Consider the following 13,158-nt stretch of genomic DNA (forward strand, 5'->3'; position numbering starts at 1 on the left):
GCGGTCAGGTGGGGCGGCCGGGGAAGGCCACGGTGACGGGAGTCACCCCGGCGGTGCGCCGCCATCTGGTGGCCCGCACCGCGCAGTCGGTCAGCGCCGCGAGGGCCCGGTTGCGGTCCTCGCCCGTGGTGTGCGGCAGCGCCACGCGCCAGAAGGCCGCGGTGCGTTCCTCCACCTCCACCGCCAGCCGCAGGGCGCTCGCGGCGTCGGTGACGGGGAACGGCAGCGTGTAGCCGGCCTTGTCGGCGGGGACGGTGCCGCCGGCCGCGCTGAGCTGGAGCACCAGCGCGTCCCGCCGGGACCGGTGCGCCGCCTCGGCGCGGCGGGCGGCAGTGCGGGCGGCGTCGGCGAGGCGCACCCCGATCACCCCGTACGCGAAGACCGCGGCGTACTCGGCGGTGAGCGCGCCGCCCAGGGCCTCGGCCGGCCCGGACGGTGCCTGGCGGTGTCTCACTTCAGCGCCTCCACATGGGTCGCCCGCGCGGCGGCGATCGAGCCGACCAGGGCCGCCCGGTCGGCCGGGGCCGCCGCGCACAGCTTCGCGGCCGCCTCGCGGCCGTCCTGCTCGGCCTTGCGCAACGCGGCCAGCACCGCCGCCCGGTCGCCGCCGGTGGTGGCCTCCGGCGACGGCCCCGGCGAGGCCGGCGGGCGGCCCGTCAGCTTCGCCAGCTCGGCGGCGTGCGCCTCGTGGGCGTCGGCGATCGGGGTGAGCAGCGGGGCCAGGCCCGGGTCGGCGGCCAGCGCGGCGCGGTGCCGGGCGGCCAGCTCGCGGGCCTGCGTGGCGAGGGGTTCGAGCGGGTCGGGGGCCTGGTCCTGCTGGTCGCCACGGTCGAGGAGGTCGCAGCCGGTCAGCGGCGCGACGGCCCCGCCGAGCGCCAGGAGCGCGCCCGCGCGCAAAAGGTTTCGCCGGGAATGCCCGAATGCTCGGTCGTGCGGTGTCGTTCTGCCCCTTGCCACCGGACAAGTCAACACCATCGCGGCGGACACGTGGGCCAGGGGCGTCGGTGCGCCGCCCGGCCCGCCGCGCCGTAGGCGCGTTACGCTCTGCGCAGCCACCGGCGCGTCTGCCCCGGTGGCGTGCCGGCATGGCGTCCAACCGGGCGTCGTCGTTCACGAAGGGGTGCGCCAGATGACGCAGCGGGGCCGTACCACCAGGTCGACGGGGCCGACGGGGAGACCCCGGCGCGCCGACGGCCCGCGTGGCGGTGACCGCGTCGGCGGCCCCCGGGTGGACCTCGCGGCGCGGCGGGCCCGGTTGCGGGCGGTGATCGAGCCGGTGGTCAACGGGGCTGGCTACGACCTGGAGGACGTCTCCGTCTCCCGCGCCGGCCGCCGGCACGTGGTGCGGGTGATCGTCGACGCCGACGGCGGGATCAGCCTGGACGCCGTCGCCGACGTCTCCCGGGCCGTCTCCGCAGCGCTCGACGCCGCCGAGGAGGCCGGCGGCGACATCCTCGCGGGCGAATACCAGCTGGAGGTCAGCTCCCCCGGGGTGGACCGCCTGCTCACGCTGCCCCGGCACTGGCGGCGCAACGTCGGCCGGCTGGTGAAGGTGACGGTGCGGGCCCCGCTGCCCGGGCAACGCGCCGAGCAGCCCGCCGGCGACCGGCAGGTCACCGGCCGGGTGGTCGAGGCCGACGACGAGCGCGTGGTGCTGGAGACCGACTCCGGCCGCACGGAGTTCGCTCACGCCGAGCTCGGCCCCGGCCGGGTGCAGGTGGAGTTCCACCGCCTCGACGAGGTGGCCGACGACGAGCTCGACGAGATCGCCGACGACGGGTCCGGCGACAGCTCAGACACTGACGACATCGACGACGAAGATGATGTGGAGGACGAGGAGAGGTGAACATCGACCTCGCGGCGCTGCGCGCACTCGAGCGCGAGCGGGAGATCCCGTTCGACACGATCCTCGCGGCGATCGAGACCGCGCTGCTGACCGCCTACCGGCACACCGACGGGGCCGAGCCGCACGCCCGGGTCGAGATCGACCGCAAGACCGGCGCGGCCCTGGTCTACGCCCAGGAGCTGGACGACGACGGCACGGTGGTGCGGGAGTGGGACGACACCCCGCACGACTTCGGCCGGATCGCGGCCATGACCGCCAAGCAGGTGATCCTCCAGCGGCTGCGGGAGGCCACCGACGAGGTGCACTTCGGCGAGTACGTCGGCCGCGACGGCGACCTGGTCACCGGCGTGGTGCAGGCGCACGAGGCGCGCAGCGAGAAGGGCATCGTCAGCGTCGACCTGGGCAAGCTGGAGGGCGTGCTGCCGCAGTCGGAGCAGGTCCCCGGCGAGCGGTACGCCCACGGCGAGCGGATCCGCTGCGTCGTGGTGCACGTCGCCAAGGGCATGCGCGGCCCCCAGATCACCCTGTCCCGGTCCCACCCGGCGCTGGTGAAGAAGCTGTTCGCCCTGGAGGTGCCGGAGATCGCCGACGGCACCGTGGAGATCGGGGCCATCGCCCGGGAGGCCGGCCACCGCACGAAGATCGCGGTGCGGTCCACCACGCCGGGCGTCAACGCCAAGGGCGCCTGCATCGGGCCGATGGGGCAGCGGGTCCGCGCCGTGATGAGCGAGCTGCACGGCGAAAAGATCGACATCATCGACTGGTCGGACGACCCGGCCACCTTCGTCGGCAACGCGCTCTCGCCGGCCAAGGCGCTGCGGGTCGAGGTGGTCGACCTGGCCACCCGGACCGCCCGGGTGACCGTGCCGGACTTCCAGCTCTCCCTCGCGATCGGCCGGGAGGGGCAGAATGCCCGCCTTGCCGCCCGATTGACCGGTTGGCGGATCGACATCCGCTCGGACGCGGAGCAGGCGACGACCGCCGCGCGGGGCGGGACCGATCACGTCCGGGAGCCGGGCGGCGCGATCTCGGGGAGCTAGGGGTAGACTTCTTCCAGTGGTACGACGCGCGCTGCCGGAGCGCACCTGTGTGGGCTGCCGGCGACGTGCGCCGGCCAGCGAATTGCTGCGGATCGTCGCGGTCGGCGACGGGGCTGGTCACAGCCTCCGGCCCGATCCGGCCCGCAGGCTGCCGGGTCGGGGAGCGAACATGCACCCGGATCCGGCCTGCTTCGCGCTGGCAGTGCGCCGCCGTGCCTTCGGGCGCGCGTTGCGCGTCACCGGGGTCGTCGACCACGGTGTGCTGGCCGAGCACGTCGATGCGCCAACCACTACGTCCGGTCATCCCGACCGGGCGAGGGTCGCTAGCAAGGTAGGACGACCGACATGAGCACACGATGAAGTCCCTGAAATGACCAGGCTTCAAGTGCAGAAGTGAGGTCGCTGCGGGTGCTGCCCGCACGACCTCGGAGTGAGGAGTGCAGTGGCAGGTAAGGCCCGCGTACACGAGCTTGCCAAGGAGCTCGGGGTCGAAAGCAAGACAGTTCTCGCCAAGCTGAAGGAAATGGGCGAGTTCGTGAAGTCCGCGTCCAGCACCGTCGAGGCGCCCGTCGCCCGTCGGCTGCGCAACGCCTTCGTCGCCTCCGCCGGCTCGCCGGCGCCGTCCGCCCCTCCGGCGGCCACCCAGAGCCCGACGTCGACCCCGACTCCGACGCCGTCCCCGACCCCGGGTGCCCCCCGGGTCACGGCGAAGCCGATGCCGCCCCGGCGGCCCGGCCCGCCGACCCCCGGACCGAAGCCCAAGGGCCCGGTCCCCGGCCCGCCGCAGCCGGCGACCCCGGTCGCCAAGCCGGCGAGTGCCCACGACATCGAGGTGGCCGCCGCCGAGGCGCGTGCCGCCGCGCTGAAGGCCGAGCAGGAGGCCGCGGTCAAGGCCGCCCAGGCCGCCCGCCAGCAGCAGCGTGAGAACATCCGCCGGGAGCCTCCGGCGGAGGGCGGTCCCCGTCCCGGCCCGCGTCCCGGTCCGGGCGCGATGCCGCCCCGCCCGGGTTCCCCGGCCGCCGGTCGCCCCGGTGGCCCGGGTCAGGGTCAGGGCCCCGGCGCCCGGCCGGGCGGCCGCCCGCCGGCGCGCGGCGCCGGTAACAACCCGTTCGGCATCCAGGGCGGTCAGCAGCAGCGGCCCCCGGCCGCCGGTGCCGGCGGCCCCCGGCCCAGCCCGGCGGGCATGCCGCCGCGGCCCAGCCCGGCGTCCATGCCGCCCCGGCCCAGCCCGGCGTCCATGCCGAGCCAGCGCCCCGGCCGGCCCGGTGGCCCCGGTGGCCCCGGCGCGGGTCGTCCCGGCGGTGGCGGCGGTGCCGGTCGTCCCGGTGGTGGCGGCGGCTTCCGCGGCGGTCCCGGTGGCGGCGGCGGCGGCGGTGGCTACCGTGGCGGTCCCGGTGGCGGCGGCGGTGGCGGTGGCTACCGTGGCGGTCCCGGTGGCGGCGGCGGCGCTCCCGGCGCCGGTGGCGGCTTCCGGCCGGGTGGCCCGGCCGGCGGTGGTGGCCGTCCGGGTGGTGGCGGTCGCGGCCGTGGCGGCGGCGCCGCGGGCGCCTTCGGGCGTCCGGGCGGCAAGCCGACGCGGGGTCGCAAGTCCAAGAAGCAGCGCAGACAGGAGTTCGACAACCTGTCGGCCCCGACCATGAGCTCGGGTGCCCCCCGGGGTCAGGGTCAGGTCGTCCGGCTCTCCCGTGGCGCGTCGCTGTCGGACTTCGCCGACAAGATCAACGCCAACCCGGGTTCGCTGGTCCAGGAGATGTTCAACCTGGGCGAGATGGTCACCGCGACCCAGTCCTGCTCCGACGAGACCCTGCTGCTGCTGGGTGAGCACCTCGGCTTCGACGTGCAGATCGTCAGCCCGGAGGACGAGGACCGCGAGCTGCTCGCGCAGTTCAACATCGACCTCGACGCCGAGGTCGCGGAGGACCGCCTGGTCAGCCGTGCGCCGGTCGTGACCGTCATGGGTCACGTCGACCACGGTAAGACCAAGCTGCTCGACGCGATCCGCAAGGCGAACGTGGTCGCTGGCGAGGCCGGTGGCATCACCCAGCACATCGGCGCCTACCAGGTCCACGTCCCGCACGAGGGCGAGGACCGGGCGGTCACCTTCATCGACACCCCGGGTCACGAGGCGTTCACCGCCATGCGTGCCCGTGGCGCCCAGGTCACGGACATCGTGGTCCTGGTGGTGGCGGCCGACGACGGCGTGATGCCGCAGACCATCGAGGCGCTCAACCACGCCAAGGCGGCGGACGTGCCGATCGTGGTGGCGGTCAACAAGGTCGACAAGCCGGAGGCCAACCCCGACAAGGTCCGCCAGCAGCTGACCGAGTACGGGCTGGTCGCCGAGGAGTACGGCGGCGACACCATGTTCGTCAACGTGGCCGCGAAGCCGGGCATCGGCATCGACGACCTGCTCGAGGCCGTGCTGCTCACCGCCGACGCGTCGCTGGAGCTGACCGCTCCGATCGACGGGCCGGCGCAGGGTGTGGCCATCGAGGCGCACCTGGACAAGGGCCGGGGTGCGGTGGCGACGGTGCTGGTGCAGAAGGGCACCCTGCGGGCGGGCGACTCGATCGTCGCCGGTGGGGCGCACGGCCGGGTCCGGGCGATGCTCGACGAGAACGGCAACCAGGTCGCCGAGGCGGGTCCCGCCCGTCCGGTGCTGGTTCTCGGTCTCACCGCGGTCCCCGGGGCGGGCGACACCTTCCTCGCGGCGGCCGACGACCGCACGGTGCGGCAGATCGCCGAGCAGCGGCAGGCACGGCGGCGGGCGGCGTCCTTCGCCAACTCCCGCGGCCGGGCCACCCTCGAGACGCTCATGGAACAGCTCAAGGAGGGCGAGAAGACCTCGCTCAACCTGGTGCTCAAGGGCGACGTCTCCGGTTCCGTGGAGGCGCTCGAGGACGCGCTGTTCAACCTCGACATCCCCGAGGAGGTCCAGCTCCGGATCATCCACCGGGGCGTGGGCGCGATCACCGAGAGCGACGTCATGCTCGCGAGCGCCTCGTCCGAGGCGGTCACGATCATCGGCTTCAACGTGCGGGCCGCCAACAAGGTCCGCGAGATGGCCGACCGCGAGGGCGTGGAGATCCGGTACTACACCGTCATCTACCAGGCCATCGAGGAGATCGACGCCGCGCTCAAGGGGCTGCTCAAGCCGGAGTACGAGGAGGTCGAGCTGGGCAGCGCGGAGATCCGCGACGTGTTCCGCTCGTCCAAGGTCGGCAACATCTCCGGCTGTATCGTCCGGTCGGGCATCATCCGCCGCAACGCCAAGGCGCGGCTGCTGCGGGACGGCTCGGTCGTGGCGGACAACCTCACGATCAGCTCCCTCAAGCGGTTCAAGGACGACGCGACGGAGGTCCGCGAGGGCTTCGAGTGTGGTCTGACGCTGGGCGGTTACAACAACGTCCAGGTCGGCGACGTCATCGAGACCTTCGAGATGCGGGAGAAGCCGCGCGCCTGACGCGTCCGACGCACTGATCGAGGGGTTTACGCCCGCAACGGCGTAAACCCCTTGATCATGCGGGGGGCGCCGCGGGTATCGTCCGGGGCGATGTTCACCGGAACCGTGGTCTTCGACCTGCTGCTGCCGGGCGACTCCCGGTCGCTCAAAGCCAAGAGATCCTACGTACGGCCGATCGTGGCGGCGCTGCGCCGCTTCGAGGTGTCGGCCGCCGAGGTGGGGGCGCTCGACCTGCACGGTCGGGCGGAGATTGCCGTGGCCGTGGTGGCCGCGGAGGGCGCGCACGTGCGCGAGGTGCTCGACTCCTGCGAGCGCCTGGTGGCGGGCCGCCCGGAGGTCGAGCTGCTGTCGGCCCGTCGACGCCTCTACGGCGACGACGACTGACAGTGCGGGCGGTGCCGCCCTGCACCGGCGGCCGGCCCGATCGCGAAGGTAGTGTTCGAACTGTTGGCCGGTCGGCTCCGGCGGCGTCCCGCGCCGCCGGAGCCGACCGGGAGTCCGACGCCGTGGAGGTGGGCGAGATGACGGATCCGGCCAAGGTACGCCGGCACGCGGAGCGCATTCGCGAACTGGTCGCGTCGGTGGTGCGGAGTCAGATCAAGGACCCGCGCCTCGGCATGATCACCATCACCGACGCCCGGATCACCGCCGATCTGCGCGACGCCACGGTGTTCTACACCGTCCTCGGTGACTCGGCTGCCCAGGCCAGCACGGCGGCGGCGTTGGAGAGCGCCAAGGGGATGCTGCGCAGCACGGTCGGCAAGGCCCTCGGGCTGCGCCACTCGCCGAGTCTGACCTTCGTCCTCGACGACGTGCAGGACCAGGTCAAGCAGATCGACGACCTGCTCGCGGCGGCCCGCCACGCCGACGCCGAGGTGCAGCGCCTCGCCGCCCAGGCCAAGTACGCGGGCGACGCCCAGCCGTACCGGCTCGACGAGGACTCCGACGACGACGAGGCCGACGAGGTCGCGGGCTCCGCCGCCGACTCCGACGCACCACGCGGCGCGGACCGGCCGTGACCGACCCGGCGGCCGGCGCGGCCGGCACCGGGCCCGACGAGGCCGACTGGGCGGCGGCCGTGGCGGCCGTACGCGACCTGCCGGCCGACGCGCAGGTCCAGCTCATCTGCCACGTCAACCCCGACGGCGACGCGCTGGGCAGCATGCTCGGCTTCGGGCTGGGGCTGCGCCAGCTCGGCGTACGCCAGCTCCGGGCGACCTTCCCCGGCCCGCCGGAGGTGCCGGAGCCGTTCCGCGCGCTGCCCGGCCTCGATCTGCTGGTCGCCGAGCAGGACGCGTACCCGACGCCGGACCTGGTCGTCTGCTTCGACGCGGCGAGCGAGTCGCGGCTCGGTGGCCTGGTCGACCGGCTCGCCACGGCCGGCACGGCGCTGGTGCTCGACCACCACGCGTCGAACACCATGTTCGGCGGGATCAACCTCGTCGACCCCCGGGCCGCGGCCACCTCCGTGGTGGCCGAGGAGCTGCTGGCCCGCCTCGGGGTGCGGCTGGACGCGGGGATCGCCGAGGGCCTCTACGTCGCCCTGACCACCGACACCGGGTCGTTCCGGTTCGAGGCGACCACCCCGGCGGTGCACGAGCTGGCGGCGCGGCTGCTGGCCACCGGCATCCGCCCCGGCGACATCTCCCGCCGGGTCTTCGACACCCGGCCCTTCGGGGCGGTGCGGCTCTTCGGCGAGGTGATGTGCCGGGCCCGCCTGGAGCCGGCGGCGGCCGGGGGCAACGGCCTGGTCTGGACGTACGCCACGCTCGACGACCTGGCCCGGCACGACCAGCGGCCGTACGTGCTGGAGGCGCTGATCGACTCGGTGCGGTGCACCGCCGAGGCGGACGTGAGCTGCGTGGTCAAGCAGGTCCGCCCCGACGAGTGGGCCGTCTCGATGCGCAGCAAGGGCGCGGTGGACGTGAGCCGGGTCGCGGTCGCGCTCGGCGGCGGCGGGCACAAGTTCGCGGCCGGCTTCACCGGCCGGGGCAGCGCCGACGACGTGGTGGCCAGCATCCGCGCCGAGCTGGACAAGGCGCTGATCGGGGCGTAGATCAGGGACGACTCCGGGGGGTGTCGGCCTTCCTGCGGTGGGTGACGGCGGGGAGAATCGGGGGATGGAGCACCCGAGCGAGCTCTCCGTCGCGGAGACCCGGGCGTGGGAGCGCCCCGTGGTCACCGTGCCGGTGCTGGTCTGTCTCTCCCTGGTCGGCGGGCAACTGCCCTCGTTCTCCGCCTCGGCGAACCTCTACACCCTCGGCACCGGGGGAGCGTTGATCTGGCTGGGCCTGGGCAACCGGGTGCCGCGCCGGCCGGCGCCGCGCAGACTCGGCGCGGGGGCGGTCTGGTGGGTGTTGCCGGTGGCCGTGTTCGGCGTCTTCGAGGGGGTCACCTTCGTGCTGGCCGTCGGCGACGAGTTCCCCACCTTCTCCCGGCTGGCCGACCCCCTGCTGGAGGACGAGCTGGTCCGCTCCGCGGCCTGGTTCGCCTGGCTGGCCGCCTTCTGGGGGCTGGTGCGGCGATGATGCGGGCCCTCGCCATCGGCGGCTTCGTCACCGCCCTGACGCTCTTCGCCGCCGTCGAGTGGGCGGCCCGCCGCCCCGGCTCGCGCATCCCGTCGCTGGCCGACGTCTGCGCCTACGTCATGCGCTACGAGGTGGGCCCGGTCCCCGTCGGCCGGATCGGCCTGTTCGGCTTCTGGTGGTGGCTCGGCTGGCACTTCCTCGCCCGCTGAGCAGCGTCGGCGGCGAGGGCGTCGTGACCGGCGCGAATGCCCCGCCGACGTGTCGCGGACCACTCCCATTGCGTCCAGATGGCGGGAACAGTGGGCAGTATGTGGACCTGAACGATAACTTGGGAATCGATCGACGCCGTGGCTGCGGCGCTGGTCCGCAGGCGGTGGCGTCGCACCCGACGCCGCCTCCCCCCAGGGTCGGACCGACCCGGGCGCACGCGTCCAGACCGGCCGCTCCGGTGATCCCGGGCCGCCGACGGGCGTCCAGCACGACCGGCCGTCGGGCCACCGTGTCCCCGTGACCCGCCTCCCTGGAGGGAATCGCCATGCCCAGCAAGCCCAAGACCGAGAACACCGACGAGGCGCGCGAGCAGGCCCGCCGCGCGCTCCAGACGTCGATGGACACCCGTCAGTGACCCACGCCGACCGGCGCTGATGCCGCCGACGCCCCGCGCCGTCGGCATCACCGCCCGCCCGCTCCCGCCCGCCCGGCGCGCCCGCTGAGCCCTCGCCCACGCCGTGCCCGCGCCACCTTGAAGATCGCTCGATGCCGGAAAGAGTGGTGTCCGCCCGATGTCGAGGCCACTCTTTCCCTGTTCGAGTGCAATCGTCCCGGTGATCACTCCGCCGAAGCCGGGCGCGATCTTCGAGTAAGGGATCGTCGTTCTTGCGGCCCTTACCTGGGTCGTGTCAGGATCGGCGTCGATGACTCCACCCGCCCCCGCCCTGGCCGCCGTCGCGTCGCCACGCCGGATCGCCGCGCTCGCCCTGCCCGCGCTCGTGGTGCTCGCCGCCGAGCCGCTCTACGTGCTGGTCGACACGGCGGTCATCGGCCACCTGGGCCGGGTGCCGCTGGCCGCGCTCGCCGTCTCCGGCACCGTGCTGACCCTGATCGCCTGGTTGGGCACCGTCCTGGCGTACGGGATCACCGGGCGGGCCGCCCGCCGCTTCGGCGCCGGGGACCGCGCCGCCGCCGTCGCCGAGGGGGTGCAGGCGTCCTGGCTCGCGCTCGCGATGGGGGTGCTGGTCGCGGCCGGCATGCAGTTCGGTGCCGGTCCGCTGGCCGAGGCGCTCGCCGGTCCCGGGGAGGTCGCCGACGCGGCGGCGCGGTGGCTGCGGGTCGCCGCGCTCGGCGCGCCCGGCCTGCTGCTCGCCGCCGCCGGCAACGGCTGGCTGCGCGGCGTGCAGGACACCCGCCGGCCGCTGTGGTTCGTGCTCGGCCCCAACCTGCTCTCCGCCCTGCTCTGCGTCCTGCTGGTCTATCCGGTCGGCTGGGGGCTGACCGGCTCGGCGGTGGCGAACGCGGTGGCGCAGACCGTCTCCGGCGTGCTCTTCGCCGCCGCCCTGGCCCGCGAGCGGGTGCCGCTGCGCCCCCGGCTGCGGGTGATCCGCCAGCAACTGCTGCTCAGCCGGGACCTGCTGGTGCGGGGCGTCGCCTTCCAGGCCAGTTTCCTGTCCGCCACCGCCGTGGCCGCCCGGTTCGGGGCGGCGGCGGTCGGCGGGCACCAGATCGCCGTACAACTGTGGTTCTTCACCGCCCTGGTGCTCGACGCCCTCGCGATCGCCGCGCAGGCGCTGATCGGTGCGGCGCTCGGGGCCGGCGACTCCGCCGGGGCGCGGGCCCTGGCCCGGCGGATGGCGCTGCTCGGCGCGGTCTGCGGGGTGGCGTTCGCGGCGCTGATCGCCGCCGGGGCCGGCATCGTGCCCGGCCTGTTCAGCTCCGACGCCCAGGTACGCGGGCAGGCGATGGTCGCCTGGCCGTGGCTGGTGGCGTTGCAGCCGATCGGCGGCGTGGTGTTCGCCCTCGACGGGGTGCTGATCGGCGCGGGTGACGTCCGCTACCTGCGCAACCTCACGATCGTCGCCGCCCTCGGCGGGTTCCTGCCGGCGATCTGGCTGGCGTACGGGTTCGACCTCGGCCTCGGCGGCATCTGGGCCGGGCTGACGCTGTTCGTGCTGCTGCGGCTGGCGGCCCTGCTGCTGCGGCTGCGCTCCGGCGGCTGGGCGGTCGTCGGCGCCGTGCGGGGGATGTAAGGAAGGGCCCCCTGTTAACGCATTCGGTAGAGAAGGGCACCCTTCTCACCAGGAGTACGCCGCATTGTGCCGTGCGGTGGCGGGGGGCGTGACGCCGTCTGGCAGGCTTGGCGGTCGTGAGCGCAGACGGTCTGATCGTGGTCGACAAGCCCGGCGGCATGACGTCGCACGACGTGGTGGCGCGGGTCCGTCGCCTGGCGCGCACCCGGCGGGTCGGGCACGGCGGCACCCTCGACCCGATGGCCACCGGCGTGCTGGTGATCGGGGTGGGCCGGGCCACCCGGCTGTTGACGTACGTCATCGGCGCCGGGAAGAGCTACACCGCGACCGTGCGGCTCGGGCAGGCCACCGTGACCGACGACGCCGAGGGGGACGTGATCGCGGTCACGCCGGCCGACACCGTCGCCGACGAGGCGATCCGGGCGGCGTTCGCCGCGCTCACCGGCGACATCGACCAGGTGCCGAGCGCGGTGAGCGCCATCAAGATCAACGGCGAGCGGGCGTACAAGCGGGTGCGCGACGGCGAGAGCGTCGACCTGCCCGCCCGCCGGGTCACCGTCAGCCGCCTCGACGTGCTGGCCGTCCGCCGGGACACGCCCGGCGTGGTGGACGTGGACATCGACGTGACCTGCTCCTCCGGCACGTACATCCGGGCGCTGGCCCGGGACGCGGGCCTGGCGCTGGAGGTCGGCGGCCACCTCACCGCGCTGCGCCGCACGGCCGTCGGCGGCTTCGCCCTCGGCGAGGCCGCGACCCTCGACGAGATGGAGCGGCGCGCCCCCGAGGTGGTCAACCTCCCCCTCGACGCGGCGGCCGACCGGTTCTTCCCGCGCCGGGAGGCCACCGCCGACGAGGCGAAGGTGCTCTCCCACGGCGGACCGCTCGACCCGGTCGGGATCGCGGGGCCGTACGCCGTCTTCGGCCCCGCCGGCGCTCTGCTCGCTATCGTCAGCGAGCGGGACGGTCGGGCGCGCGCGGAGATCGTGCTCGCCCCGGCGTGACGGCGGGACAGGCGACCGCCGGCCCGGCCGGCGGGGTACGACCGGCCGAGGCCGGCAGGGGCAACGACAGGGGAGGAGCGTCATGCAGCGGTGGCGGGGGTACGACGCCACGCCCGACGGCTGGGGCAGTTCGGTCGTCACCATCGGCGTCTTCGACGGCGTGCACAGGGGCCACCAGGCGACGATCGGGCACACCGTGGCCCGCGCCCGCGAGCTGGGGGTGCGGTCGGTGGTGGTGACCTTCGACCCCCATCCGGCCGAGGTGGTCCGCCCCGGCTCGCACCCGGCGGTGCTCACCGAGCTGACCCGCAAGGCCGAGCTGATCGAGGCGCTGGGCGTGGACGTGCTCTGCGTGGTGCCGTTCACGCCGGAGTTCTCCCGGCTGCCCGCCGACGCGTTCGTGCACGACATCCTGGTCGAGCACCTGCACGCCACCCTCGTGGTGGTGGGGCAGAACTTCCGGTTCGGGCACCGGGCGGCCGGCGACGTGGCGCTGCTGGAGGAGCTCGGCCGGACGTTCGGCTTCGCCGTCGAGGACGCGCCGCTGGTGGCGGAGGACGACACCGTCTTCTCGTCCACCTACATCCGGGCCCGGGTCGACGCCGGTGAGGTCGCCGCGGCGGCGGCCGTGCTCGGCCGTCCGCACCGGCTGGAGGGGGTCGTGGTCCTGGGCGACCAGCGCGGCCGGGAGCTGGGCTTCCCGACGGCGAACCTGCTCTGCCACCCGCACGCGGCGGTGCCCGCCGACGGCGTCTACGCCGGCTGGTTCCTGCGCAAGGAGGGCCGGGAGCGGCTGCCCGCCGCGATCTCGGTGGGCACCAACCCGACGTTCTCCGGCCGGGAGCGGCGGGTCGAGGCGCACGTGCTGGACTTCTCCGGCGACCTCTACGGCGAGCGGGTGGCCCTGGACTTCACCGAACACGTGCGCGGCCAGGTGCGGTTCGACGGGGTGGAGCCGCTGATCGCCCAGATGAACGTCGACGTGGCGCGGATCCGTCGGATGCTGGGCATCCCCTGACCCGGCCGACCGGCCGACC

At 74.6% G+C, this 13,158-nt stretch carries 13 protein-coding genes and 2 pseudogenes; 13 read left to right on the forward strand and 2 right to left on the reverse strand.

Translation table 11 applies throughout. From position 1 onward, the window contains the following. Positions 1-4 precede the first annotated feature (4 nt). Positions 5-454, reverse strand: a complete 450-nt coding sequence (locus O7633_RS28585) for a ferritin-like domain-containing protein (RefSeq protein WP_282324609.1) — start codon at positions 452-454, stop codon at positions 5-7. Further along, complete coding sequence (locus O7633_RS28590; RefSeq protein WP_282324611.1) at positions 451-957, reverse strand: hypothetical protein; 507 nt, start codon at positions 955-957, stop codon at positions 451-453. Before O7633_RS28590 ends, O7633_RS28585 begins: the two co-directional genes overlap by 4 nt. A gap of 172 nt (positions 958-1,129) precedes the next feature. Here O7633_RS28590 and rimP point away from each other — a divergent pair, with 172 nt between their 5' ends. From rimP to O7633_RS28650, 13 genes and pseudogenes are all read left to right on the forward strand, one after another. Next, positions 1,130-1,846 (forward strand): ribosome maturation factor RimP, encoded by a 717-nt coding sequence (rimP, locus tag O7633_RS28595; protein ID WP_282324612.1) that lies wholly within the window; start codon positions 1,130-1,132, stop codon positions 1,844-1,846. Then, on the forward strand, positions 1,843-2,886 hold the full coding sequence (gene nusA, locus O7633_RS28600) for a transcription termination factor NusA (RefSeq protein WP_278133009.1): 1,044 nt from the start codon (positions 1,843-1,845) through the stop codon (positions 2,884-2,886). The genes rimP and nusA overlap by 4 nt, the downstream gene beginning before the upstream one ends. Positions 2,887-2,902: 16 nt before the next feature. Beyond that, on the forward strand, positions 2,903-3,235 hold the full coding sequence (locus tag O7633_RS28605) for a YlxR family protein (RefSeq protein ID WP_074473880.1): 333 nt from the start codon (positions 2,903-2,905) through the stop codon (positions 3,233-3,235). A 93-nt stretch (positions 3,236-3,328) separates the two neighbouring features. Further along, a pseudogene (locus O7633_RS33195) lies at positions 3,329-3,469 on the forward strand (translation initiation factor IF-2 N-terminal domain-containing protein); the annotation flags it as partial. Between the two features lie 810 nt (positions 3,470-4,279). Then, positions 4,280-6,349 (forward strand): annotated as a pseudogene (infB, locus tag O7633_RS28610) (translation initiation factor IF-2); the annotation flags it as partial. A gap of 90 nt (positions 6,350-6,439) precedes the next feature. Then, positions 6,440-6,733, forward strand: coding sequence for a DUF503 domain-containing protein (locus O7633_RS28615; protein ID WP_074473882.1), 294 nt, complete (start codon positions 6,440-6,442; stop codon positions 6,731-6,733). 137 nt (positions 6,734-6,870) lie between these two features. Beyond that, the gene (gene rbfA / locus O7633_RS28620) at positions 6,871-7,368 is read left to right on the forward strand and encodes a 30S ribosome-binding factor RbfA (protein WP_282324614.1); all 498 of its coding nucleotides are present in this window, start codon (positions 6,871-6,873) and stop codon (positions 7,366-7,368) included. Next, a complete protein-coding gene (locus O7633_RS28625) occupies positions 7,365-8,405 on the forward strand; it encodes a bifunctional oligoribonuclease/PAP phosphatase NrnA (RefSeq protein WP_282324615.1) in 1,041 nt (346 codons plus the stop codon). Before rbfA ends, O7633_RS28625 begins: the two co-directional genes overlap by 4 nt. Before the next feature lie 64 nt (positions 8,406-8,469). Continuing rightward, positions 8,470-8,877, forward strand: a complete 408-nt coding sequence (locus tag O7633_RS28630; protein WP_043962414.1) for a hypothetical protein — start codon at positions 8,470-8,472, stop codon at positions 8,875-8,877. Beyond that, positions 8,877-9,086, forward strand: coding sequence for a DUF6186 family protein (locus O7633_RS28635; protein WP_282328675.1), 210 nt, complete (start codon positions 8,877-8,879; stop codon positions 9,084-9,086). Before O7633_RS28630 ends, O7633_RS28635 begins: the two co-directional genes overlap by 1 nt. Before the next feature lie 705 nt (positions 9,087-9,791). Continuing rightward, positions 9,792-11,120 (forward strand): MATE family efflux transporter, encoded by a 1,329-nt coding sequence (locus O7633_RS28640; protein ID WP_282324616.1) that lies wholly within the window; start codon positions 9,792-9,794, stop codon positions 11,118-11,120. A 116-nt stretch (positions 11,121-11,236) separates the two neighbouring features. Continuing rightward, positions 11,237-12,121 carry a tRNA pseudouridine(55) synthase TruB gene (gene truB, locus O7633_RS28645; protein WP_282324617.1) on the forward strand — a complete coding sequence of 295 codons (885 nt, stop codon included), beginning with the start codon at positions 11,237-11,239 and terminating at the stop codon, positions 12,119-12,121. 82 nt (positions 12,122-12,203) lie between these two features. After that, complete coding sequence (locus O7633_RS28650; RefSeq protein ID WP_278133023.1) at positions 12,204-13,139, forward strand: bifunctional riboflavin kinase/FAD synthetase; 936 nt, start codon at positions 12,204-12,206, stop codon at positions 13,137-13,139. The last annotated feature ends 19 nt before the right edge of the window (positions 13,140-13,158 follow it).

It is taken from the genome of Micromonospora sp. WMMD712 (assembly GCF_029581295.1).
GTDB classification, from domain to species: Bacteria; Actinomycetota; Actinomycetes; order Mycobacteriales; family Micromonosporaceae; genus Micromonospora; species Micromonospora carbonacea.

What these genes read in the sequence shown, in the direction of transcription:
- O7633_RS28615 (WP_074473882.1), top strand. Translation starts at nt 6,440, where the DNA reads ATGTTCACCGGAACCGTGGTCTTCGACCTGCTGCTGCCGGGCGACTCC.
- O7633_RS28650 (WP_278133023.1), top strand. Translation starts at nt 12,204, where the DNA reads ATGCAGCGGTGGCGGGGGTACGACGCCACGCCCGACGGCTGGGGCAGT.
- O7633_RS28640 (WP_282324616.1), top strand. Translation starts at nt 9,792, where the DNA reads ATGACTCCACCCGCCCCCGCCCTGGCCGCCGTCGCGTCGCCACGCCGG.
- O7633_RS28635 (WP_282328675.1), top strand. Translation starts at nt 8,877, where the DNA reads ATGCGGGCCCTCGCCATCGGCGGCTTCGTCACCGCCCTGACGCTCTTC.
- rimP (WP_282324612.1), top strand. Translation starts at nt 1,130, where the DNA reads ATGACGCAGCGGGGCCGTACCACCAGGTCGACGGGGCCGACGGGGAGA.
- O7633_RS28630 (WP_043962414.1), top strand. Translation starts at nt 8,470, where the DNA reads ATGGAGCACCCGAGCGAGCTCTCCGTCGCGGAGACCCGGGCGTGGGAG.
- rbfA (WP_282324614.1), top strand. Translation starts at nt 6,871, where the DNA reads ATGACGGATCCGGCCAAGGTACGCCGGCACGCGGAGCGCATTCGCGAA.